Origin of the sequence: Streptomyces sp. NPDC093085, assembly GCF_040683935.1 — a bacterium.
GTDB lineage: Bacteria > Actinomycetota > Actinomycetes > Streptomycetales > Streptomycetaceae > Streptomyces.
In genome coordinates, this window is sequence record NZ_JBFBFB010000001.1 from 1,402,822 (window position 1) to 1,426,368 (window position 23,547).

Here is a 23,547-nt window from a genome sequence, read left to right on the forward strand (position 1 = left end):
ACGGCGGCGCCGGATCCGGCACGGGGACCTGGAGCCCCGCGCACCGGGGCTTCGGCGAGGGCGTGCTCTCCCGGGCCGCCGCGCTGGTGCACACCCTGCTCACCGTGGAGGCGATGGTGCTCGCCACCCTCGCGCCCGGCCTCCTCGTCTCCCTCCTCCTCGCCCCGGGCCCCGCCAACCTCCCGCTCGCCGCCGCCTGCTGGCTGCCGCTGGGCCCCGCCCTCGCCGCCGCCCTGTACGCGCTGCACCACCGCGGCCGCGACCTCACCGAGCTGCACCCGGCGCGCGACTACCGGCGGGGGTGGCGGCTGAACGCCCTGCCCGCGCTGAAGATCTGGGCCCCGCTGCTCGGCTGGCTCACCGTGATCGGCTTCACCCTGACCCACTTCCGGGCCGCCCAACTCCCCGGCTGGTGGGCGGGGTTGCTCGTACTCGTCGCGATGGGCACGCTGGTGTGGGGCGCGCACGCCCTGACCCTCACCGCACTCTTCGCCTTCCGTACCGCCGACACCTGCCGGCTCGCCGCCTACTTCCTGCTCCGGCACGGGCGGGCCACCCTCGGCGCCGCCTCCCTGCTGATCCTCGCCGCCGCCCTCACCCTGCTCGCCACCGAGGCCCTGACCGCCCTGCTCGCGCCGCTCCTGCTGCTGTCGCTGCTGCACACCAGCCGCCCGGTGATCACCGAGACCGAGAAGGACTTCACCGTATGACCGCGCCCCGCACCGAGAAGCTCCTCCCCACCGGTACGACCTCCCGCACCGGCACGACCTCCCGCACCGGCACGACCTCCCGCACCGCCACGACCCCCCGCACCGGCGGGCTTCCCCGCACCGGCAAGATCCTCCACGGCGGCGACTACAACCCCGAGCAGTGGCCCGAGGAGATCCGGGACGCGGACCACCGCCTCCTCACCCGGGCCCGGATCGACACCCTCACCGTCGGTGTCTTCGCCTGGTCGCTCACCCAACCGGACGCGGACACCTACGACTTCACCGAACTCGACCGGACCCTGGAGCGCGCGGCGGCCGAGGGCCGCCGGGTCTGCCTCGCCACCGGCACCGCCGCCCTCCCGCCCTGGCTGGCCCGCGCCCACCCCGAGGTCAACCGTACGGACTTCGAGGGCCGCCGCCACGGCTACGGCCAGCGGCACAACTTCTGCCCCAGCTCACCCGTCTACCGCAAGGCCGCCGCCGCGCTGGCCGGACGGATCGCCGAACGGTACGCGGACCACCCGGCGCTGCTCGCCTGGCACATCGGCAACGAATACGGCGGCGCCTGCTACTGCGCCCGGTGCGCGGACGCCTTCCGGAGCTGGCTGCGCGGCCGCCACGGCACCCTCGACGCCCTCAACGACGCCTGGTGCACCACCTTCTGGTCGCACCGCTACACCGACTGGGACCAGATCGAGCCGCCCAGCGCCCTCACCGAGCACTGGCGGGGCCCCGACCACACCGCCTTCCAGGGCATCACCCTCGACTATCTGCGCTTCACCACCGACGCGCTGCTCGGCTGCTTCCTCGCCGAGAAGGAGGCGATCCGCGCACACAGCGCCGACACCCCCGTCACCACCAACATGATGGGCGTGTACCGGCCGCTGGACTACCACCGCTGGGCGCCCCACCTGGACTTCGCCTCCTGGGACAACTACCCGCCGCTGGACGCCCCGCCGACCGTGCCCGCCCTCGCCCACGACCTGATGCGCGGGCTCAAGGACGGCGCCCCGTTCTGGCTGATGGAGCAGACCCCCGCCACCACCGCGTGCCGGGACGTCAACCCGCTCCGCCGCCCCGGCGAACTCCGCCTGGCGAGCTGGCAGGCCGTCGCCCATGGCGCGGACGCCGTGCTCTACTTCCAGCTCCGCGCCTCGCGCGGCGCCTGCGAGAAGTACCACGGCGCCGTCATCGGCCACGCGGGCCGCGACGACACCCGGGTCTTCCGCGAAGTGAGCGCGCTCGGCGAGGAGCTGGAAGCGCTGGGGGGTGCCACCCTGGGCGCCCGCACCCCGGCCCGTACCGCCCTGCTCTTCGACTGGGACAGCTGGTGGGCCCTGGAGATCTCCGACGGCCCGTCCCGGCTGGTCCGCTACCAGGAGCAGGCGCACGCCTACTACCGGGCGGCCCGGGCGGCGGGCGCCGATGTCGACGTGGTGCCGGTGACCGCCGACCTCACCGCGTACGACGTGGTGCTCGCCCCGCTGCTCCACCTCGTCAAGGGCGATCTCGCCGCCCGCCTCGAAGCCGTCGCCGCGCGCGGCGGCACGGTCCTGACCACCTTTCTCTCCGGCCGGGCCGACGAACACGACCGGGCCTTCCTCGCCGACGTACCCGGACCGCTGGCGCCCCTGACGGGTGTCCGGGTCGACGAGTGGGACTCCCGACCCGCCGACACCGTCAACCCGGTGCACCTCGCCGGCGGGCCGGTGGACGCGCGGCTGGTCTTCGAGATCGTCCTGCCCCGGGGCGCCGAACCGGCGGGCACCTACGGCGCCGACTTCTACGCCGGGACCCCCGCCGTCACCCGCCACCGCTTCGGCGCGGGGGAGGGCTGGTACGTGGCCACCGCGCTGGACCAGCCGGGGGTGGACCAGGTGGTACGGCGCGTCCTCGCCCGGCACGGACTGATCGGCCCGTACGCGGACCACCCGGACCTGGAGACCGCCACCCGGGTCGCCCCGGACGGCACCCGGCTGCTCTTCCTCCTCAACCACGGCCGCGCCCCCGCCCGGCTCACCGCCCACGCCACCGCCACCGACCTGCTGACCGGCAAGCGCACGGAACGCGGCGAACCGCTCACCCTCGACCCGCTGGGGGTGGCGGTACTGCGGCTGTAGACCGGTACCCGGTCCGTACGGTACGGGCCGCCGGACCCCGGTGGACCCCGCCGGGCTCAGTGGATCCGGCGGCCCCGCGCGTCCGGCACCCCGGACTTCCGGAAGAAGTAGCTGTTGATGTGATCCCGCCACTCGCGGGCGGAGCGCACCTGCTCCCCGTACCGCTCCGCCACCCGCCCGTGCAGCGCCGGCTCCACCAGCCCGGCGAGCGACGCCCACACCTCCCGGGCCGCCTCGGCCTCCGCCACGCCCGCGAAGTGCGTGTCGTAGATGTGCTGGATCACCGTGACCCCGCTGTGCAGCACATGCCCGTACGGCACATGGTGGAAGAAGAGCAGCAGTTCGTCCGGGCAGGTCGCGGGGGACCCGTACACCGCGGCCCAGTGCGCGCCGTACTGTTCCGCGTAGCCGGTCCCGGTACCGCTCCGGTCGACCCCGACACCGTCCCGGTCGGCGAAGTGGTAGGTGCCCCAGGGGCTGTACTCGTACCCGTCCACGGCGGGCCCGTAGTGGTGCCCCGGCCGCACCATGAAGCCCACCCCGAGCGGCGCCGTGTACTTCTCGTACGTCGCCCACGAGCCCCGCAGCACGGCGCGCACCCCGGCCCGCAGCCGTTCCGGGTCCGGGGTGCGTCCGGGGGTGAAGGTCAGCTCGATCCACTCGTCGAGGAGCGCGAGCGGGTCGGCGTCCGGCTGCCAGCCGAGCCGCCCCGCGGTGTAGAGGTTGGCCTGGGCGAGCGGGTGCCCGGTCCAGTAGGGGTCGTCCCCGGCGTTCGACACCGCCACCAGACCGCCGCGCGCCAGCTCGCCCACGGCCGGCCCGGCCCCGCCCCCGGGGCGGAACCGCAGCACCTCGCTCCACATCGGGGCGAGGGCGCAGACATGGTGCTGCTGGCCGGTGTACTCCTGGGTTGCCTGCACCTCCACCGCCAGCCGGGTGCGCGGCATGGCGCCGAGGACCGGCGAGACGGGCTCGCGCGCCTGGAAGTCCATCGGCCCGTGTTTCACCTGGAGGACCGCGTTCTCCCGGAACTCCCCGTCGAGCGGCACGAAATGGTCGTGGGCGGCGCGCGCCCGGTCCGTCGTGCGGTCCCGCCAGTCCTGCCGGTGGTCGTAGACGAAGGCCCGCCAGTGCACGGTGCCGCCGTACGGGGCGAGGGCGTCGGCCAGCAGGTTCGCGCCCTCGGCGTGGCTGCGGCCGTACGCGAACGGCCCGGGCCTGCCCTCCGAGTCCGCCTTCACCACGTACCCGCCGAAGTCCGGTATCGCCGCGTACACCCGCTCGGTCGCCCCGGCCCACCAGGCGCGGACCGCCGGGTCCAGCGGATCGGCGGTGGGCAGCCCGCCGAGGAGCACCGGCGCCGCGAAGGTGACCGAAAGGTGCGTCGTGATCCCGTACGGGCGCAACGCGTCGGCCAGCAGGGCGACTTCGCCGATCCGGTCGGTGAGCAGCCGTGCCTCGGTGTCGTGCACGTTGACGTTGTTGACCGCGATCGCGTTGATCCCGCAGGCCGCCAGGAGCCGCCCGTACGCCCGTACCCGGGTCAGGTCGCCGCGGGCCGCCCCGTCCCGCCAGAACAGCGAACCGCCCGCGTAGCCGCGCTCCACCTGGCCCATCACCGGGTGCACGGCCACGTTGTCCCAGTGGTCGAGCATCCGGGAGGCGAGTGCGGGGCGGTGGGTCTCGGGGGCCGGGCCGGCTCCGAACGCGGCCTCCCCGAGCCGTACGACATGGAACAGCCCGTACAGCAGCCCGCGTTCACCGGCGGCCGTCACCACCGTCCGGCCGCCTTCGCGGAGCAGGGTGAACCCCTCCTCGCCCAGTGCCTCCTCGGCACCGCCGAGGCGGAACAGCAGGTCGTACCCGGCCGGGCCGGCCGGGGTCCGTGCCGTGCAGACGGCGGACCCGCCGAACGCCGCGCAGGCGCGGGCCACTTCGGCGGCCACCCGCCCGGCGACCTCCCCGCCCGCGTGGACGGCGACCCGACGGGAGCCGAGGGCACGGAACGCTTCGGGGGGCAGCCAGGCGGGATGGACACCGGACGGCGGCAGGGCGACGGCGAAGGACGCCTCGCTGGCAACGGAAGCTGGATCGGTCACGGGATCCCTTCGGTCACGGGCCCGCCGATGATCCCACGCGCCCGCCCGGTCACACCAGCCGTCCGGTCACACCGGCTTTCCGGTCACACCAGGTCTCCGGTGACCTCCGTGAGGCCGTCCATCAGGGCGGCGGCCCAGCAGCAGTGGTCGTGGCCGCCGGTGTAGACGTTGAGCGAGGCGTCGAACCCCCGCTCCGTCATCAGGGTGTGCAGCGCGCGCAGATGGCCGACCATCGTGCCCTCGTTGGCGCCGACGTCCATCCGGACGGTGACATCGCCGACCGGGGCCCGGGCGGCCTCCTCGTAGAGCCAGGTGTCCGCGTCGGCGGCGACCGCCCGGGGCCGGGCGGTCATCCCGGGTCGCCACCACGTGGAGGCCGAGTGGGCGAGCACCGTACCGAAGGCGTCCGGGCGGCGCAGGGCGGCGGTGAGCGCGGTGAGGCCGCCCAGGCTCTGTCCGCAGAGGATGGTACGCCGGGGCGCCGGGCGGGCCGGGAGGTGTGCGGTCGCCGCGGGGACGAGTTCGTCGGCGAGGGTGTCGATGAACGCAGGGTTGGCGCCGAGCTGGCGCATCCGTGCGGCGGGGCCGCCCGCCTCCACGCCGAGGACCGCCGGCGGCGGGATCCGGCCCGCCGCGACGGCGGCCGTGATGGCGCCGACGACCCCGAAGTCGCCGAACCACCGCTCTCCGTCGAGGAGTACGAGCAGGCCGGCGTCGCGCTCCGGCAGGCCGGCCGGGAGGTGGCGGTGGAGACGGTACGCGGTGCCGTCGGCGGCGGTGACGTCGTAGGTGTCGGTCCGGCCCGCGGACGGTTCCGGGGCCCGCGCGGACCACTCGGCCAGCGAGGGGACCTCGCCCACCTCGATCAGCGAGCCGAACGGGCCCCCGGCATGGCGGTTGAGGGGGTCCGTCCGGTCGTCGGGCAGTCCGCGCGCGGACCCGGAGCGCGGCCCTTCCGCGCCCAGCAGCGGGTCGTCGGGGCCGAAGGGGTGGATACGGTACGAGCAGCGCAGCCCCAGGGGGAGCCGGAGGCTGACGTACCAGAGGTCCGTACCGGCGAGACGGCGCATCATGCCCCGGCGCGCGTGGACCTTGTCGGTGACGCGGTTCGCCATCACATAGACACCGGCGACGGGGGAGCCGGGCGCGCCGGGGGCGGGGCGGTCCGCCCGCCATACCACCGTCACCAGGCGTTCGTCCGGGGCGTACGGGACCGGCTCCACCAGCGGCGCCCCCTCGGCGGCCAGCTCCCGCCAGAAGCGGTCGAGCGCCCCGGGACCGGCCGGCCCTCTCCCGTTCCGTGCCTCGTCCCGTACCTCGTCGACGAGGCGTCTCAGCCGAGGACTCTCGACCGTGTCCACCGTCTCGACCGCCGCCATGTCGCGCAAGGCACTCCCGTCGTCCATGAGCACTCGAAGGCGAGAGCTCGGCCTGGAAAGGTAAGGCTAGCCTAATTTGTCATTCGGTCGCCTTACAGGCGGTGCGCCCGGCGCTCCCGCAGCAGCAGCCACGCCAGATACAGACCGCCGCCCACCCCCGTCACGATGCCGACCGGCATCAGCGCCGACCCGGTCACCCGCTGGGTCACCAGATCGGCCGCCGCGACCAGAACCGCCCCCAGCCACGCGGCGGGCAGCAGGTTCGGCCCCGGCGAGCGGGTGAGCCGGCGCGCCAACTGCGGTGCCGCCATGGCCAGGAACGGGATCGGGCCCGCGGCGGCCACCGCCATCGCGGTGAGCCCGGTGCCCGCGCAGAGCAGCACCAGCCGGCTCCGCTCCGGGGGCACCCCCAGGGCGCCCGCCGAGTCGTCGCCCATCTCCAGCACCGTCAGCCGCCGCGCGTACCCGAGGACCAGCGGCACGCACACCGCCAACCCGGACGCGGCGACCCGCACCTCGCTCCACCCCCGGTCGTTGAGCGACCCGATCATCCAGCTCGCCGCCTGCGCCGCCTTGCCGATGTCGGCCCGTACGTAGAGGAAGCTGGTCGCCGCCCCGAGCACCGCCGACGTACCGATGCCGACGAGGACCAGCCGGTAGCCGTGCACACCCCGGCGCCACGCCAGCGCGTACACCGCCGCCGCCGTGGCGAAGCCGCCGAGGACCGCGCCGAGGGCGGTCTGCGGGGCGCCCGCTTCGAGGACGACGATGGCGACGAGCGCCCCGGCCGAGGCGCCGTTGCCGAAGCCGATGATGTCCGGGCTGCCCAGCGGATTGCGGGTCAGCGACTGGAAAACGGCGCCCGCCAGCCCCATGCCGAAGCCGACCAGCAGCGCCACCAGCGCGCGCGGCAGCCGGAGCCCCAGGACCACGAACTCCGCGCCGGGCGGCCCGTTTCCGGCGAGGGTCCGCACCACCTCCAGGGGCGAGAGCGGATACGTACCGGTGCCGAGGGAGACCACCGTCACCGCCGCGCCGACCGCGCTCAGGGCCAGACAGACCAGGAAGGCGCGCGGCCCGAACCGGAGCGAGTAGCGGCCCGCGCGCAGCAGGGCGTGGCGGGTGCCGGTGCGCGGTCTGTCCCCCGGCCGCCCGGTGTCCGCGGCCCCGGTCCGCCGGGTCTCCGTGGCGAGGCTCACAGCTGGGCCACCTTCCGTTGCCGTACGAGATGGATGAAGAGCAGCCCGCCCACGAACGAGGTCACGATGTCCACCTCGATCTCGGAGGGCGCCGCCACGACCCGCCCGATCACATCGGCGACCAGCGTCAGCGCGGGCGCGAACAGGGCGCAGTAGGGCAGCAGCCGGCGTGGATCGGGGCCGGTGAACGCGCGCACCGCGTGCGGGATCATCAGGCCGACGAAGCCGATGGGGCCGCAGAGCGCGGTCGCCCCGCCGCAGAGCAGGGTGATCGCCACGACCGACAGGGCCCGGGTGCGCCGTACGGAGGTGCCGAGCGCGCGGGCGTGGTCCTCGCCCAGGGTGAGCGCGCCGAGCGGGCGGGCCAGGGCGAACGCCAGCAGGCCACCGGCCACCAGGAACGGCAGGGCGGTGAGGAGCAGGGCCGGGTCGCGCTTGGCGAGGGTGCCCACCGACCAGTACCGCATCGAATCCAGGGTGTCGAGGTCCCGGAGCCGCACCCCGTTGACATAGCCGAAGAGCGCCGCGTTGACGGCGGTTCCGGCGAGCGCGAGCCGTACCGGGGTGGCCGCCCGGGTGCCGCCCAGCGCGTTCACCACGACGGCGGCGAGCGCCGCGCCCGCCAGCGCGAACCAGAGGTAGCCGGTGAACGAGGTGATGCCGAAGACACTGATCGCCGTGACCACCGCCCCCGCCGCCCCCGCGTTCACACCGAGCAGTCCGGGGTCGGCGAGCGGATTGCGGGTCAGTGTCTGCATCAGCCCGCCCGCGACCCCGAGCGCCGCGCCGACCGCGATGCCGATGAGGGTGCGCGGCAGCCGCAACTCCCGGACGATGCCGTCGAACCGGGACCCGGTGGGGGAGAAGAGCGCCGACCGCACATCGGAGAGCGGGATCTGCTCGGTCCCCACCGCGAGCGACAGCGCGGCGGCCGCGAGGAGCAGCACCGCCCCCAGGGCGAGGCCGGTGGCGGGGGACGGGCGGCTGCGGCAGGCCCCGCGGACGGTGCCCGGGGGCCGCGGTTCGCCTTCCCGTGGAAGGGTCGTCTCTGTGCACATGCGCTTAGGTTAGGCTAACCTAACGTTGCCCTGGTGGGTGCGTCCATGCCCTCCCATGTCCCCACGCGTATCCGCTTCCCCCCACGTATCCGCTTCTCCCCATGTATATCCGCTCAACTCTCCCTGCCCCAAGGAGCTTCACACCCATGTCCTCTCTGCGATCCGCCCGCCGCGCGACGCTGTTCACCACCGCCGCCGCCCTCGCCGGATCCCTCCTGCTGAGCGGCTGCGGCTCCGACAGCGGCGGTGGTACGGACGGAGCCGGCGCGCAGGCGAAAACCGCCACGACGCGGCAGATCACCGACGCCCAGGGCCGTGAAGTCACCGTGCCCGCCGCCCCGAAGAGAGTCGTCGCGCTGAGCGAGCCGACCCTCGACGCCGTGCTCGCCCTCGGGGTGCAGCCCGTCGGAACGACCGCCGGCCGGGGCCAGAAGGGCGTGTCCACCTATCTCGCGGCCAAGGCGGGCCAGGCCCAGGTCGTCGCCTCGGTCGCCGAGGCCGACATGGAGAAACTGGCCGCCCTCCGCCCCGACCTGATCCTGCTGGACGAGACGACCGGCGCGAAGAAGAGCGTCGACAAACTCCAGCGGATCGCCCCGACCGTCGTCACCGCGAAGCTCAACGAGGAGTGGAAGAAGTCCTTCACCGACACCGCCGACGCCCTCGACAGGAAGGCGGAAGCGGAGAAGTGGCTGGACACATTCGACGGCGACGTCGCCGCGACGAAGAGCGCGCTCGGCGCCAACGCCGGTGCCTCCGTCTCCGTGATCCGGTGGCAGGACGGCGCGCCCTCCGTCGTCGGCAAGGGCGACGGTGTCGTGGGCTCCACCCTCGGCGCGCTCGGCCTGACCCGGCCCGAGGAGCAGCAGGGCGCGAGCACCGGGCACAGCGAACCGGTCTCCCTGGAGAAGCTCGACACCGTCGACGGCGACTGGATGTTCTTCGGGACGCTCGGCGACCGGGCCGACGGCGAGAAGGCGTACACCGAAGCGCGCGCGGTCACCAACTTCGACCGGCTGGCCGTCGAGAAGGACGGGCACATCGTGGTCGTCGAGGGCTCCGCGTGGAACAGCGCGGGCGGCCCGCTCTCCGCCCGGATCGTCCTGGACGACATCAAGGGGGCGCTGGCCAAGTGAGTTCCGGTCCGCTCCACACCGCCGCGCTCCACACCGCCACGGTCACCACGGCCACCGCCGTGGGGGACGCCACTGCCCTCGGGGACGCCACTGCCCTCGGGGACGCCACCGCCGTCACCGGCGAGCTGTCCGGCCGGCTCGCCCTCGTCACCGGCGCGGGCCGGGGCATCGGCGCCGCGGTGGTCGGCGCGCTCGCCGGGCGCGGGGCCCGGGTCCTCGCCACCGACCTGGACGGCGGGGCCGTCGCCGAGGTCGCGGCGGCGTACCCGGGCGGGCGGGTCGTCGGCCGCCCGCTCGACGTCAGCGACGCGACGGCCGTCGAAAGGCTGGTCGCGGAGGCCGAGGAGACCCTCGGCCCGCTCGACATCGCGGTCAACGTCGCGGGCGTCCTCCGTATGTCGCCCGCGACGGAGCTCGGGGACGACGACTGGGCGGCCACCTTCGCCGTCAACACCAACGGGGTCTTCCACGTCTGCCGCTCCGTCGCCCGCCGGATGGCGGAGCGCGGCGGCGGCAGCATCGTCACCGTCGCCTCGAACGCCGCCGGTGTGCCCCGTACGGGCATGGCGGCGTACGCCGCGTCGAAGGCGGCCTCCGTCATGTTCACCAAATGCCTCGGCCTCGAAGTGGCCGCGCGCGGCGTACGGTGCAACACCGTCTGCCCCGGCTCCACCCTCACCGACATGCAGCGCGGCATGTGGGAGGCGTCCGGCACCGCCGATCCGGAGGCCGCCGCCCGGTCCGTCGTGGCGGGCGACCTCGCCGCGTACCGCAACGGCATCCCGCTCGGCCGGATCGCCGACCCGGCCGACATCGCGGAGTCCGTCGCCTTCCTCGCCTCGGACCGCGCCCGGCACATCACCCTCCACGACCTCTACGTGGACGGCGGTGCCACCCTCCGCGCCTGACCCGCGCCGCCCGGCCGCCCGGCCGCGCGCCACCCCGCCCGTACCGCCCGGCCCGTACGCGCACCACCTCACCCGGCGCGCAGCGCCCGACCCGCGCCGTCCGGGCCGCCCCGTACCCCCGTCCCGTCCGTCCCGACGCGGCGCGGTCCGCCGCGCCCGGATCCACCCGCCATCCCCCCACCGGAGGCACGATGACCACCAGGTCCCTGTCCGCACCCGGCGCCCCCACCGCCACGACCGCACGCACACCACCGCCCGGGACAGCCGCGGCGCCCGAGACCTCGTCCGAGACCCCGGAGGCCATCACCCCCGGGGCCGCGACCGCGCTCCTCCACGCGTACCTGCCCTCCCGCGACCGCTTCCTCGCCACACCGACCCGCACCCTCCTCGGCCATGGCACCGCCGCCGAACTCCCGCACGGAACAGGGCCGTTGGCCGACCGGGTCCGCGAACTCCTCGACGGCAGGCGGGACCAGGGGACGGCCCCGCCGGTCGTCATGGGCGCCCTGCCCTTCGCCCCGGACGCCCCGCCCGCCCTCGCCGTCCCCGCCACCGTGCGCTGGGCGCCCCCGCTCCGCCAGGACCCGCTCGTCGCACTGCCGGTGCCGGAGGCGGCGGACGCGGCGGGCTGGCGCGTACGGGAGGTGCCCGAGCCGCAGGTGTACGGGGCCGCCGTGGCCTCGGCCGTGGCCCGGATGCGGGCCGGCGAGTTCGACAAGGTCGTCCTCGCCCGTACCCTCGAACTCACCGCACCCCACGCCCCCGACCTCGCCACGATGCTCCGCCGCCTCGCCCACCGGGACCCGGCCGGATACACCTTCGCCCTGCCCAGCGGCCCCGGCCGGACGCTGATCGGCGCGAGCCCCGAACTCCTCGTCGCCCGGCGTGGGCCGGCGCTCACCGCCAACCCGCTGGCCGGCTCGGCGCCGCGCAGCACCGACCTCGCCGAGGACGTACGGCGCGCCGCCGCCCTCCTCGCGTCCCCGAAGGACCTCCACGAACACGCCGTCGTCGTGGCGGCGGTACGGGAGGCGCTCGCCCCCTTCTGCACCCGCCTGGACGTCCCCGAACGCCCCACCCTGATACGGACCGCGGCGATGTGGCACCTGTCCACCACCGTCGCCGGCGAACTCGCCGACCCGGCGGCCACCACCGCGCTCCATCTCGCCGCCGCCCTCCACCCCACCCCGGCCGTCTGCGGCACGCCGACGGAGGTGGCCAGGACGGTGATCGGGGAGTCGGAGCCGTTCGACCGGGGCGCCTATACCGGCATGGTCGGCTGGCAGGACGCGGACGGCGACGGCGAGTGGGTCGTCACCATCCGCTGCGCCGAGGCCGAGGGCCCGCTGCTCCGCCTCTTCGCCGGAGCGGGCGTCGTGGCCGGCTCCAGCCCCGAGGCCGAGACCGCCGAGACGGGCGCCAAGTTCCGTACCTTCCTCAACGCCGTGGGAGCCGCCCTGTGAACCCCGCGACCACCACCGCGCACACCACCACCGCGCACACCGACACTGTGCGGAGCGCCGCGCACACCGACGCCGCGCACACCGGCAACCCGCACACCGACGCCCCGCACGCCGACGCCCCGCGCCCCGCGACCGTACCGGACGCCGACGCCCCCACCTGGCCCGCCGAGTTCGCCGAGCGGTACCGGGCGGCCGGCTACTGGCGCGGCGAGACCTTCGGCTCCGTCCTGCGCGAGCGCGCCGACGAGCACCCCGACCGGATCGCCCTCATCGACCCGGCCCCGGCGCGCCGTACCTGGACGTACCGTCAACTCGACCAGCGTGCCGATCAGTTGGCCGCCGGATTCCTCGCGTACGGCATCGGCAAGGGCGACCGGGTCGTCGTCCAGCTCCCGAACATCGGCGAGTTCGTCGAGGTCGTCTTCGCCCTCTTCCGGATCGGCGCGCTCCCGGTCTACGCGCTGCCCGCCCACCGCGACGAGGAGATCGGCTACTTCTGTTCCTTCGCCGAGGCCGTCGCCTATGTCGTCCCGGACCGGCACGCGGGCTTCGACCATCTGGCGCTGGCGACCCGGGTCAAGGCGGCCACCCCGAGCCTGCGCCATGTCTTCGTCGCCGGAGCGGAGGCGGGGGAGCACACCCCGCTCACCGAGGTGGCACGCGGACCGGCCGGACCGGCGGGACCGGTCGGCCTCGACGGCCCCGAGCCGCACGAGCTCGCCTTCCTCCAGCTCTCCGGCGGCACCACCGGACAGCCGAAACTCATCCCGCGCACCCACGACGACTACCTCTACTCGGTGCGGGGCTCGAACGAGATCTGCGGGGTCGACGGCCGCACCCGCTTTCTCGTCGTCCTGCCCGCCGCCCACAACTTCCCCATGAGTTCCCCCGGCTGGCTCGGTGCGCTGTACGCGGGCGGCACCGTGGTGATGTCCCCGGGCACCGACCCGGAGACGGCGTTCCCGCTCATCGCGAGCGAGGGCATCACCATGACCGGGCTCGTCCCGCCGCTCGCCCTCGTCTGGACCCAGGCCGGGCCCGGCACCCGTCACGACCTGTCCACCCTGGAGCTGATCCTGGTCGGCGGCGCCAAATACAGCGAGGCCGCCGCGCGCCGCCTCCAGCCCGCGCTCGGCTGCCGGCTGACGCAGGTCTTCGGGATGGCGGAGGGCCTGGTCAACTACACCCGGCTGGACGACGACGTGGAGACGGTCGTCACCACCCAGGGCCGGCCGATCTCCCCGGACGACGAGGTCCGTATCGTCGACGACGCCGACGAGGAGGTCCCCGAGGGCGCGTTCGGGCATCTGCTCACGCGCGGCCCGTACACCATCCGGGGCTACTGGCGGGCGCCCGGACACAACGCCCGCTCCTTCACCGAGGACGGCTTCTACCGCACCGGCGACATCGTGCGCCGTACCCCCACCGGCCATCTCGTCGTGGAGGGCAGGGCGAAGGACCAGATCAACCGGGGCGGCGAGAAGATCGCCCCGGAGGAGGTCGAGAACATCATCCTCGCCCACCCCGCCGTGCACGATGTCTCCGTCGTCGCCGTCCCCGACACGTACCTCGGCGAGCGCTCCCTCGCCTATGTGATCCTCCGCGCCGACGCGGCGCCGCTGACCTCCGTCGCCGTGAAGCGGTTCGTACGCGAGCGGGGCATCGCCGCGTACAAGGTGCCCGACCTGGTGGAATTCGTCGAGTCCTTCCCCCGGACCGGCATCGGGAAAGTCAGCAAGAAGCAGCAGCGGACCGCCGCCGGGCACCACTGACCCGGCCGCCGCGTACCACCGAAACCTCCGAAAGGCCCTGATGTCCCATGGCGCTTCCCGCCATCTCCACCTATCCGCTGCCGCTCCCCGATGAGGTGCCCGCCAACCGGGTCCGGTGGACCGTCGACCCGGCGCGCGCCGTCCTGCTCGTCCACGACCTCCAGCACCACTTCCTCGCCCCGTACCCCCAGGGCGAAGAGCCGTTGACCGGGATGCTCGCCAACACCGCCCGCCTGCTGGCGGAGGCGCGCGGCCACGCCGTCCCCGTCGTCTACTCGGCCCAGCGCGGCGGCCAGACGCCCGGGGAACGCGGGCTCCAGCTCGACTTCTGGGGCCCCGGCGCCGCCGACGACCCGGCGGCGCTCGCCGTGCCCGAGGCCGTCGCGCCCCGGGACGGGGACACCGTCCTCACCAAGTGGAAGTACAGCGCTTTCGTCCGCACCGAACTCGAAGAGCTGATGCGGGCGGCGGGCCGCGACCAACTGGTGATCGCCGGGGTCTACGCCCATATCGGCGTGCTGATCAGCGCCGCCGACGCGTGGATGCGGGACATCCAGGCGTTCGTCGTCGCCGACGCCGTCGCCGACTTCACCCGCGAGGACCACGACATGGCGCTGCGCTGGGCCGCCGGCCGCTGTGCCTCCGTCCGCACCACCGACGCCCTCATCGAGGAGGTACGGGCCGGATGAGCCTCACCCTGGAGCAGATCCACGCCGAGGTCGCCGACTGCCTCGGCGAGGACCCCGCCGACATCCCCGTCGACGAGAACCTGGTCGACCACGGCCTCGACTCCGTCCGCGTCATGACCCTCCTGGAGCGCTGGCGCCGCGACCACGGGGTCACGGTCTCCTTCGCCGACCTGGCCGAGCAGCCGGCCGTCGAGGCATGGGCCCGGATCCTGGGAGCGGCCACCCGATGACCCCGGCAACCGGACCGACGACACCGACGACACCCACAGCACTCACCACACCGACAGCACCCACAACACCGACGACACCCACAGCGCCGACGACGCTCTCCGCACCCGATCTCCCGGCCCTCCCCGGCGCGGGGGAGTGTGAACTGCCGCTGACCGCCGCCCAGTCGGGTATGTGGTTCGCCCAGGCGCTCGACCCGCTCAGCCCCGCGCAGAACACCGCCGAGTACGTGGAGATCGACGGCGGCCTCGACCCCGACGTGTTCGCGCGGGCGCTGCGCCAGGTCACCGCCGAGGCCGACACCCTGCGGGTACGGGTCCTGGACACTCCGGAAGGACCCCGCCAACTCCTCAGCGAGAACGTCGAGTTGCCGCTGACCGTGCACCACGGCACCACCGAGGCCCAGGCCCTGGCATGGATGCGCGAGGACCTCGCCACCCCGCCCGACCTCGCGGCGGGACCCCTCTTCGCCCATGCCCTCTTCCCGGTGGGCCGGGAGCGCTGGCTCTGGTACCAGCGCGTCCACCACCTCGTGATCGACGGCTACGGCCACGCCCTCCTGGTACGTCGCACCGCCGAGATCTACACGGCGCTGGTACGCGGCACGGACCCGGGGCCGAGCCCCTTCGCGCCGCTCACCGAACTGATCGCCCTCGACGCCGCGTACCGTACGAGCGACGCCCTCGACGCCGACCGCGCCCACTGGACCGAGGCGTTCCGGGACCGCCCGGAGGCGCCCAGGCTCGCCGGGCGCGGCGCGCTCCCAGCCCGTACCTTCCGGCGCCGTACCGCCCGGCTCTCCCCGGAGACCACCGAGCGGCTGCGCGCCCTCGCCGCCCGGACCCGCGCCACCTGGCCCGACCTCCTCATCGCCGCCCAGGCCCTCTACACCGCACGGGCCGCCGGCACCTCCGACATCGTCCTCGGCCTGCCGGTGACGGGCCGGATGGGCTCGGTCGCCCTGCGCGTCCCCGGCATGGTCATGAACGTGCTGCCGCTGCGCCTCACCGTCACCCCGGAGGCCACCTTCGCCGGACTGGTCCGCCAGGTCGTCCTCGCCGTCCGGCGGGCACGGCGCCACCAGCGCTACCGTTACGAGGACATCCGCCGCGACCTCGGACTCCTCGGCGAGCACCGGGGGCTGGCCGGACCGCTGGTCAACGTCCTGCCCTTCGACTACGGCGCCGACTTCGCCGGATCGTCCGGCACCGTTCACAACCTGGCGGCCGGCCCGGTCGACGACCTGACGGTGAACATCCGCGACCGCGGCGACGGCCGGGGCCTGCACATCGACCACGACGCCAACCCGGACCTCTACAGCGACGCCGAACTCGCCGCGCACCAGGACCGCTTCGTGGATCTGCTGCGCCGTCTCACCGAGGCCGACGCGGACGACGGACTCGCCACCCACACCATCGCCACCCCCGCCGAACTCTCCCTGGTCCTGGACGAGTTCAACCGCACCGAGCGCGCCCTGCCGCCCACCACCCTCATCGGCCCGATCGAGGAACAGGCCGCCCGCACCCCGGCCGCGGAAGCCCTCCGCTACCGGGGCACCTCGCTGACGTACGGCGAACTCGACGCCCGAGCCAACCAGTTGGCCCACCATCTGCGCACCCTCGGCGCCCGCCCCGGCGCCCTGGTGGCGCTCTCCGTGCCGCGCTCCGCCGAACTGGTCGTGGCCCTCCTCGCGATCCTCAAGTCCGGCGCCGCCTATCTGCCGCTGGACCCCGACTACCCGGCGGCCCGGCTCGCCCTCATGCTCCAGGACGCGGCCCCCGTCTGCGCGCTCACGGACCGGGCCGGGCGGCTGCCCGACACCGGCGGCACCCCGGTCGTCGCCCTCGGCGGGGGAGACGGGCCCGACGGACCGGACCTCTCCGCGTACCCCGCCACCGCCCCGGAGCGCCCGCTCACCCCCGCGCACCCCGCCTACGTCATCTACACGTCGGGCTCGACCGGCCGCCCCAAGGGTGTTGTCGTCCCGCACACCGCGATCGACAACCGGCTCCGCTGGATGCAGCACACCTACCCCGTGGGAGCCGGTGACCGGATCCTCCAGAAGACACCGTCGTCGTTCGACGTCTCCGTCTGGGAGTTCTTCTGGCCGCTGCGCGAGGGCGCCACCCTCGTCGTCGCCGAGCCCGGCGGCCACAAGGACCCCGCCTATCTGGCCCGGCTGATCCGCGAGGAGTCCGTCACCACCTGCCACTTCGTCCCCTCGATGCTCCAGGTGTTCCTGGCCGGGCCGGACGCCCCCTCCTGCGCCGGGGCGCTCCGCCAGGTCTTCTGCAGCGGCGAGGCGCTGCCCCGCGACACGGTGGGCGCCTTCGCGCGCACCCTGCCCGGGGTCGCCCTGCACAACCTGTACGGACCGACCGAGGCCGCCGTCGATGTCACGTACCACCCCTGCGACCCGGAGGCGACCGGCCCGGTCCCGATCGGGCGCCCCGTCTGGAACACCCGGCTGTACGTCCTCGACCCGGCTGGCCGGCCCTGCCCGCCCGGCGTCACCGGTGAACTTCACCTGGCGGGACGGCAGTTGGCGGACGGCTATCTGAACCGCACGGAGCTGACCGACGAGCGCTTCGTCCCCGACCCGTTCCACGGCGGCCGGATGTACCGTACCGGCGACCTGGCCCGGTGGACCGAGGACGGCGAGGTCGTCTATCTGGGCCGCACCGACCACCAGGTGAAGCTGCGCGGCCAGCGCATCGAACTCGGCGAGATCGAGGCGGCGTTGCAGGCCCAGGACGGCGTCGACGGCGCCTGCGCCCTGGTCCGCGACGACCGCCTCATCGGCTATGTGACCGGCGCGGCGGACCCCGGGGCGCTCCGCGCGGCCCTCGCCCGCGAGCTCCCCGACCACATGGTGCCCTCGGCGATCGTGCCGCTCACCGAGTTCCCGCTCAGCCCCAGCGGCAAGCTGGAACGCCGCGAACTCCCCGCCCCCGTCTTCACCGGCACGGGCGCGGGTTCCGGCACCGACACCGACACCGGCACCGGCACGGGCAGAGGCACGGGCACGGGCAGAGGCACGGACGCGGGCACGAGTTCCGGCACCGGCACGGGAGCAGTTACCGGCACCGGCGCCACCACCGCGAGCGGCGGCGACCGGCCGCTCTCCCCGCGCGAGGCCGTCGTCGTCCGCCTCTTCGCGGAGATCCTGGACGCCCGGCACCCCGGCCCCGACGACGCCTTCTTCGACCTGGGCGGCACCTCCCTGCTCGCCGTGCGCCTCGTCGCCCGTATCCGCGAGGAACTCGGCGCCGAGCTGACCATCGGCTCCCTCTTCCAGGCACCCACCCCGGCCGCGCTCGCCGCCCGTATCGAGGACGTGGCCCCTGTCGCCACGGACGCCCTGGGCCCCACCCTGCCCCTGCGCGCCCAGGGCACCCGGCCGCCGCTCTTCGCCGTCCACCCGGCGGGCGGCCTCTCCTGGTGCTACGCCGGGCTCACCGCCCGCCTCGGCCAGGACCAGCCGGTCCACGGCCTCCAGGCCCGCGGCCTCACCGGGGACGCGCCCCTGCCGGGCACCCTGTGGGAACAGGCCGCCGACTATGTGACCGCGATCCGCGCGATCCAGCCGCACGGCCCCTACCACCTGCTCGGCTGGTCCGTCGGCGGCATCCTCGCCCATACGGTGGCGGTGCTGCTCCAGGAGGCCGGCGAGGCCGTCCGGCTGCTGGCGCTCCTCGACGCGTTCCCCGCCGAACAGTGGCGCGAGCGCCCGGCCCCGGAGGAGGGCGACGCGCTCACGGCGGTCCTGCGGATGGCCGGCTTCGACCGCACCACCGAGCGCACCCGCGACGACGTCCTCGCCACCCTCCGCACCGCGGGCAGCCCCCTCGCCGGGCTCTCGGAGGCCACCCTCTCCCGGATCGTCGACATCGTCCCGAACCACGCCCGCATGATGCGGGAGCACATCCACCGCCGCTTCGACGGAGACCTGCTCTTCTTCACGGCGGCTGCCCCCCGCTCCGAGGAGTGGCTCACCCGCGAGGCCTGGCGCCCCCACCTCACCGGCACCCTGACCAACCACGACCTCCCCTGCACCCACCCGGAACTGCTCAGGGACGAGCACGTGGCGACGATCGCCCGCGCCCTGACCCCCTGGCTGGTGCCGGCAGGGGCGCCCGGCGCACCGGAACCCCCGCGCCACGGAGCGTAGCCGCGGCGCCGTGCGGTTGCCGTCCGCACGGTGACGGGAGTTTCCTGGAGGTACGAGAGGTGAAACCAGAGCGTCTGGGGCTACGAGACGGATCGAGGGCCTCCACAGCGTCACGTGTACAACGGCACGGGCCTCGGTGAAGGCGGTCCCGTCGTCACCCGGCGTGGACGCGGAGGTGATACAGGTGAAAGCCGTTGTCTACGAGAAGCCCTTCAGTGTCGCGGTGAGAGACGTCGACGACCCGCGTATCCAGCACCCGAACGATGTGCTGGTACGGGTAACGTCGACCGCCATCTGCGGCTCCGACCTGCACATGTACGAGGGCCGTACGGCCGCCGAGGCGGGCATCGTCTTCGGCCACGAGAACCTGGGCATCGTCGAGGACGTCGGCGCCGGTGTGACCTCCCTGTCCCCGGGGGACCGGGTCGTCATGCCGTTCAACGTCGCCTGCGGATTCTGCAAGAACTGCCTCGCCGGAAAGACCGCCTTCTGTCTCACGGTCAACCCGGGATTCGCCGGCGGAGCCTACGGATATGTCGCCATGGGCCCCTACAAGGGCGGGCAGGCGGAGCTGCTGCGCGTGCCCTTCGCCGATTTCAACTGCCTGAAACTGCCGCCGGGCCAGGAGTTCGAGAGCGACTTCGTGCTGCTCGCCGACATCTTCCCGACCGGCTACCACGGCTGTGAACTGGCCAAGGTCTCCCCAGGGGAGAGCGTCGCCGTCTTCGGCGCCGGCCCCGTCGGACTCATGGCCGCCTACTCCGCGCTGCTGCGCGGCGCCTCGAAGGTGTTCTGCGTGGACCGGGTGCCCGAACGGCTCGCCAAGGCCGCCGAGATCGGTGCCGTCCCGGTCGACTTCACCCGGGACGACCCGGCCGCCCAGATCAAGGAGGAGACCGGCGGCGAGGGCACCGACAAGGGCGTCGACGCCGTCGGCTACCAGGCCCAGGCGCACGACGCCAGTCACGAGGAGCCGGCCACCGTCCTCAACGCGCTCGTCGAGACGGTACGGCCCACGGGCATGCTGGGCGTACCGGGCCTGTACGTACCGTCCGACCCGGGCGGCCCCGACGCGAACGCCCAGCACGGCCAACTCCTGGTCTCCATCGGGCGGATGTTCGAGAAGGGCCAGCAGATGGGCACCGGGCAGTGCAACGTCAAGCAGTACAACCGGCAGCTCCGCGACCTGATCATCGCGGGCCGCGCCCGCCCGAGCTTCGTGGTCTCCCACGAACTCCCGCTGGACCAGGCGCCCTCGGCGTACGAGAAGTTCGACCGCAGGATCGAGGGGTACACCAAGGTCGTCCTGCACCCGGGACACGCGCTGGCGGCGTGAACCACCCGGGACCCTGAACGCGGAGGGGCGGCAGACCCGAGAGAGCCGCCCCTCCGCCCCCTCCCCGTTCACCACGTACGGGACTCACCACGTACGGGACTCACCACGTACTGGACTCCACGACCACAGAGGGCACGAGCGAACCGCGCAGCGCCTCCAGGAAGGAGACCACCTCGGCCGCCACCGAGCGGTGCTGGAGGTCGTTGAGCACATCGTGGTGGGCCTCCCTGACCACCGCGAGACGTGCGGCGGCCTGTGCCGCGACGGTACGGGCCAGGGCGTCCCGGTCCGCGAGCGGGTCGGCTTCCCCGACCAGGAACAGGGCGGGGACGGCGAGCTCCGCGCCGTACGCGGCATCGAGCAGCGCCCCCGGCACGGCGGTGTCCAGCGCGCCCCGCAGCGCGTCGGGCCCCGCGCCGAGCACACCCCGGTGCGCCGGGCAGGCCGTACGGACGTCGAGTTCGGCGTCCCACCCTCCGCCGGGCCCGGCGCCCCGCCCCGGAAGCCCCGCCAGGACCACCCCGTCCACCCGCCCGGCGACGGATCCGGACCCGGATCCGGTCGCTGCGCCGGTCCCGGATCCGGTCCCGGCGGCGAGCAGCGCGGCGACGGCCGCCGCGCCGGTGTCGGCGCCGACGACCACGACGGGCCCGGCCGCACCGCCCCCGGAGCCCCCGGCGGGGTCGGCGGCCCCGTCGAGGGCGGCGGCGAGCCCACCGCCGAACCGGGCGAGCGAGCCCGCCAGGTCGTCGCCGTCGATCCGGGGCGCGTCGAGGACCCGGACCCGGTAGGCGTCGGCGGCGAGCCGCCGCCCGAGGCGGGTGTAGGCGGCCCGGCTCTCGCCCCGTCCCGGTACCACGAGGACCGTGCCCCGCGTCCGCAGCCCCGAGGGCCCGTGGAAGTCGTCGGTGTGGACAGTGGTGTCGGTGTCGGTGTCGGTGTGTGTGCTCATCTCAGGCCCCCGCCCGCTCGCGCGTGTGACGGTTGACCGGGACCGGCAGCCCGAGGTTGCCGCGCAGGGTGTCGGCCTCGTACGCGGTGCGGAACAGCCCGCGCCGCTGGAGGACCGGGACCACCCCGTCGACGAACGCCTCCAGGTCGTCGTTGTTGCGGAAGGCGAGGTTGATACCGTCGAAGGTACCGGCGGCGAACCACTCCTCGATGGTGTCGGCGACCGTCCCCGGCGCCCCCACGAACGGCGAACGCCGGAACTCCGCGAGCGAATCGGCGACTTGACGGAGTGTCAGATTCTCCCGCCGGGCCCGCTCGATGATCTTGCCGGCGCCGGTCCGGCCGCCCTTCTCCGCCAGGTGCGCGACATCGGGGAACGGCGCGTCCAGGTCGTGCACACTGAAGTCGTACGCCCCGAACGAGCGGCCGAGCAGGGCGAGGCTCCGGTCGAAGTCCCGGTCCTCCTCGAAGATCTCCCGCTCGCGCCGGAGCGCCGCCTCGTCGGTGGCGGCGACCACGGGACCGCCATGGATGAAGATCTTGATGTGATCGGGGTCGCGCCCGTACGCGGCGGTGCGCCGCTTGATGTCCGCGTAGTACTCCCGCGCCTGCTCCTGGGAGCCGCCCGGGGCGTAGATGCCCTCGGCGACCCGGGCGGCGAGATCGCGGCCCTCCTCGGAGACCCCGGCCTGGAAGATCACCGGCTGGCCCTGCGGGGAGCGCGACAGGTTGAGCGGCCCGGCGACCTTGAAGTGCTCGCCCTCATGGGCCAGTTCGTGCAGCTTCGCCGGGTCGAGAAAGACGTTGCGGGCCACGTCGGCGGGGAAGGCGTCGTCCTCGTACGAGTCCCACAGCCCCCGGGCCACCTCGACGAACTCCCGCGCCCTGCCGTACCGCGTCGCGTAGTCGAGGTGTTCGTCGAACCCGTAGTTCCGGGACGTCCCGGTGTCGAAGCTGGTCACCACGTTCCACCCGGCGCGCCCGCCGCTGATGTGGTCGAGCGAGGCGAACCTGCGGGCCAGGTTGAACGGGGAGTTGTACGTCGAACTCGCCGTCCCCACAAGACCGATGTGCCGGGTGTGGGTGGCCACCGCCGACAGCAGGGTGAGCGGCTCCAGCCGGTTGAGGTAGTGCGAGGGGTAGGTGGCGTTGATGAACTGGCTGTCCACGACGAACAGGGCGTCGAACAGGGCGTGTTCGGCAGCCTTCGCCTGTGCGATGTAGTAGTTGATGTCGATACTGGCGTTCTTCGCGACCCGTGGGTCCTTCCACAGGCCGTGCTGGCCGGGGCCGCCGACACCGTAAGGGTGCAGGGCGAGATGGATGGTGCGGGACATCGGGAAGATCCTCTCCGTTGGACGGGTGGCGACAGGCAGGGGGCAGGGGGCAGGGAACCAGGGAGGCGGACAGAAAGGCTCAGGCGTGCAACAGCGCGCGCAGCGCCTCGCGTTCGGCCCGGGTGGCCGGGGCCGTCCGCAGGGTGGGCGCGGAGCCGACGAGCAGCCGCGTGTAGGGATGGCGCGGGGCGGTGATCACCTCGCGGGCGGCGCCCGTCTCGACCAGCTCGCCCCGGTAGAGCACCGCGACCCGGTCGGCGATCCCCGCGACCGATCCGAGGTCGTGCGAGATGAAGACGAGCGCCACCCCGGCGGCGCGCAGCTCCTTGAGGATCGCCAGGACCCGTACCCGGTTCGCCGAGTCCAGCGCGCTCACCGGCTCATCGAGAAGGATCAGCCGTGGCTCGGTGACCAGGGCCCGCGCCACCGCGACCCGCTGCCGCTGGCCGCCCGACAGCTCCCCGGGCAGCCGGTCCAGCAACTCCTCGTCGAGGTGGACCCGGGCGAGGAAGGCACGGGCCAGCCCGCCCGCCTCCCGGCGCGCCATCCCCCGTACGAGCAGCGGCTCGACCAGCGACTCCTCGATGGTGTGATCCGGGTCGAGACTGCGCAGCGGGTCCTGGAAGACGTACTGGACCACCCCACGGCGGCGCAGCGCGCGCCACTGGCGGGTGCCGTACGTACGGACGTCCTCGCCGTCGATGACGATACGGCCCGCCGAGGCCCGCACCAGTCCGAGCACGGCCCGCGCGAAGGTCGACTTGCCCGACCCCGTCTCGCCGATGACCCCGAGGGTCTCGCCGGGCGCGACCGTGAGCGAGACCCCGTGCAGGGCCCGGCGCCGCCGCCGGCCCGCCCCGTAGTGCACCTCCAGCCCGCTGACATCGAGCACGGCACGCTCCATCGCGCCGCCGCCCTCCGCCACGGGACCGCTGCCCTCCGCCACGGGACCGCCGCCCTCCGCCACGGGACCGCTGCCCTCCGGCGCCGG

At 74.2% G+C, this 23,547-nt stretch carries 17 protein-coding genes; 10 read left to right on the forward strand and 7 right to left on the reverse strand.

The genetic code is table 11. From position 1 onward, the window contains the following. Window positions 1-62: 62 nt before the first annotated feature. A complete protein-coding gene (locus AB0O07_RS05815; RefSeq protein WP_365628050.1) occupies window positions 63-710 on the forward strand; it encodes a hypothetical protein in 648 nt (215 codons plus the stop codon). After that, window positions 707-2,830 carry a beta-galactosidase gene (locus AB0O07_RS05820; RefSeq protein WP_365627344.1) on the forward strand — a complete coding sequence of 708 codons (2,124 nt, stop codon included), beginning with the start codon at window positions 707-709 and terminating at the stop codon, window positions 2,828-2,830. Before AB0O07_RS05815 ends, AB0O07_RS05820 begins: the two co-directional genes overlap by 4 nt. A 56-nt stretch (window positions 2,831-2,886) precedes the next feature. On the opposite strand, the gene AB0O07_RS05825 is transcribed toward AB0O07_RS05820, so the two are convergent. The 4 genes from AB0O07_RS05825 to AB0O07_RS05840 form a co-directional block, all read right to left on the reverse strand. After that, complete coding sequence (locus tag AB0O07_RS05825; protein WP_365628053.1) at window positions 2,887-4,881, reverse strand: alpha-glucuronidase; 1,995 nt, start codon at window positions 4,879-4,881, stop codon at window positions 2,887-2,889. A gap of 131 nt (window positions 4,882-5,012) precedes the next feature. Further along, complete coding sequence (locus tag AB0O07_RS05830; RefSeq protein ID WP_365627347.1) at window positions 5,013-6,308, reverse strand: alpha/beta hydrolase-fold protein; 1,296 nt, start codon at window positions 6,306-6,308, stop codon at window positions 5,013-5,015. 92 nt (window positions 6,309-6,400) lie between these two features. Beyond that, window positions 6,401-7,507: an iron chelate uptake ABC transporter family permease subunit gene (locus AB0O07_RS05835; RefSeq protein ID WP_365627350.1), complete on the reverse strand. Its 1,107-nt coding sequence runs from the start codon at window positions 7,505-7,507 to the stop codon at window positions 6,401-6,403. Next, window positions 7,504-8,565, reverse strand: a complete 1,062-nt coding sequence (locus AB0O07_RS05840; protein WP_365627354.1) for an iron chelate uptake ABC transporter family permease subunit — start codon at window positions 8,563-8,565, stop codon at window positions 7,504-7,506. Before AB0O07_RS05840 ends, AB0O07_RS05835 begins: the two co-directional genes overlap by 4 nt. A gap of 146 nt (window positions 8,566-8,711) precedes the next feature. Here AB0O07_RS05840 and AB0O07_RS05845 point away from each other — a divergent pair, with 146 nt between their 5' ends. From AB0O07_RS05845 to AB0O07_RS05880, 8 genes are all read left to right on the forward strand, one after another. Continuing rightward, window positions 8,712-9,701 (forward strand): ABC transporter substrate-binding protein, encoded by a 990-nt coding sequence (locus tag AB0O07_RS05845; protein ID WP_365627357.1) that lies wholly within the window; start codon window positions 8,712-8,714, stop codon window positions 9,699-9,701. A 125-nt stretch (window positions 9,702-9,826) separates the two neighbouring features. After that, window positions 9,827-10,609 (forward strand): 2,3-dihydro-2,3-dihydroxybenzoate dehydrogenase, encoded by a 783-nt coding sequence (locus tag AB0O07_RS05850; RefSeq protein ID WP_365628056.1) that lies wholly within the window; start codon window positions 9,827-9,829, stop codon window positions 10,607-10,609. A gap of 191 nt (window positions 10,610-10,800) precedes the next feature. Continuing rightward, entirely contained in the window at window positions 10,801-12,072 is a 1,272-nt protein-coding gene (locus AB0O07_RS05855; RefSeq protein WP_365627360.1) for an isochorismate synthase, read from the forward strand. Next, window positions 12,069-13,844 carry a (2,3-dihydroxybenzoyl)adenylate synthase gene (locus tag AB0O07_RS05860; RefSeq protein WP_365627363.1) on the forward strand — a complete coding sequence of 592 codons (1,776 nt, stop codon included), beginning with the start codon at window positions 12,069-12,071 and terminating at the stop codon, window positions 13,842-13,844. Before AB0O07_RS05855 ends, AB0O07_RS05860 begins: the two co-directional genes overlap by 4 nt. A 47-nt stretch (window positions 13,845-13,891) precedes the next feature. Beyond that, window positions 13,892-14,533, forward strand: a complete 642-nt coding sequence (locus AB0O07_RS05865; protein ID WP_365627366.1) for an isochorismatase family protein — start codon at window positions 13,892-13,894, stop codon at window positions 14,531-14,533. Then, entirely contained in the window at window positions 14,530-14,763 is a 234-nt protein-coding gene (locus AB0O07_RS05870; RefSeq protein ID WP_365627369.1) for a phosphopantetheine-binding protein, read from the forward strand. The genes AB0O07_RS05865 and AB0O07_RS05870 overlap by 4 nt, the downstream gene beginning before the upstream one ends. Beyond that, on the forward strand, window positions 14,760-18,932 hold the full coding sequence (locus AB0O07_RS05875; RefSeq protein ID WP_365627372.1) for an amino acid adenylation domain-containing protein: 4,173 nt from the start codon (window positions 14,760-14,762) through the stop codon (window positions 18,930-18,932). The genes AB0O07_RS05870 and AB0O07_RS05875 overlap by 4 nt, the downstream gene beginning before the upstream one ends. 184 nt (window positions 18,933-19,116) lie before the next feature. Continuing rightward, window positions 19,117-20,268: a glutathione-independent formaldehyde dehydrogenase gene (locus AB0O07_RS05880; protein WP_365627375.1), complete on the forward strand. Its 1,152-nt coding sequence runs from the start codon at window positions 19,117-19,119 to the stop codon at window positions 20,266-20,268. Window positions 20,269-20,368: 100 nt separating this feature from the next. On the opposite strand, the gene AB0O07_RS05885 is transcribed toward AB0O07_RS05880, so the two are convergent. The 3 genes from AB0O07_RS05885 to AB0O07_RS05895 form a co-directional block, all read right to left on the reverse strand. Continuing rightward, on the reverse strand, window positions 20,369-21,220 hold the full coding sequence (locus tag AB0O07_RS05885; RefSeq protein WP_365627378.1) for an alpha/beta hydrolase: 852 nt from the start codon (window positions 21,218-21,220) through the stop codon (window positions 20,369-20,371). A gap of 1 nt (window position 21,221) precedes the next feature. Continuing rightward, a complete protein-coding gene (locus tag AB0O07_RS05890; RefSeq protein ID WP_365627381.1) occupies window positions 21,222-22,556 on the reverse strand; it encodes an LLM class flavin-dependent oxidoreductase in 1,335 nt (444 codons plus the stop codon). Window positions 22,557-22,635: 79 nt separating this feature from the next. Further along, window positions 22,636-23,460: an ABC transporter ATP-binding protein gene (locus AB0O07_RS05895; protein ID WP_365628059.1), complete on the reverse strand. Its 825-nt coding sequence runs from the start codon at window positions 23,458-23,460 to the stop codon at window positions 22,636-22,638. Window positions 23,461-23,547 lie beyond the last annotated feature (87 nt).

Coding starts and splice junctions, on each gene's coding strand:
- AB0O07_RS05865 (WP_365627366.1), top strand. CDS start 13,892: ATGGCGCTTCCCGCCATCTCCACCTATCCGCTGCCGCTCCCCGATGAG.
- AB0O07_RS05870 (WP_365627369.1), top strand. CDS start 14,530: ATGAGCCTCACCCTGGAGCAGATCCACGCCGAGGTCGCCGACTGCCTC.
- AB0O07_RS05840 (WP_365627354.1), bottom strand. CDS start 8,565: ATGTGCACAGAGACGACCCTTCCACGGGAAGGCGAACCGCGGCCCCCG.
- AB0O07_RS05830 (WP_365627347.1), bottom strand. CDS start 6,308: ATGGCGGCGGTCGAGACGGTGGACACGGTCGAGAGTCCTCGGCTGAGA.
- AB0O07_RS05820 (WP_365627344.1), top strand. CDS start 707: ATGACCGCGCCCCGCACCGAGAAGCTCCTCCCCACCGGTACGACCTCC.
- AB0O07_RS05895 (WP_365628059.1), bottom strand. CDS start 23,460: ATGGAGCGTGCCGTGCTCGATGTCAGCGGGCTGGAGGTGCACTACGGG.
- AB0O07_RS05845 (WP_365627357.1), top strand. CDS start 8,712: ATGTCCTCTCTGCGATCCGCCCGCCGCGCGACGCTGTTCACCACCGCC.
- AB0O07_RS05890 (WP_365627381.1), bottom strand. CDS start 22,556: ATGTCCCGCACCATCCATCTCGCCCTGCACCCTTACGGTGTCGGCGGC.
- AB0O07_RS05855 (WP_365627360.1), top strand. CDS start 10,801: ATGACCACCAGGTCCCTGTCCGCACCCGGCGCCCCCACCGCCACGACC.
- AB0O07_RS05885 (WP_365627378.1), bottom strand. CDS start 21,220: ATGAGCACACACACCGACACCGACACCGACACCACTGTCCACACCGAC.
- AB0O07_RS05875 (WP_365627372.1), top strand. CDS start 14,760: ATGACCCCGGCAACCGGACCGACGACACCGACGACACCCACAGCACTC.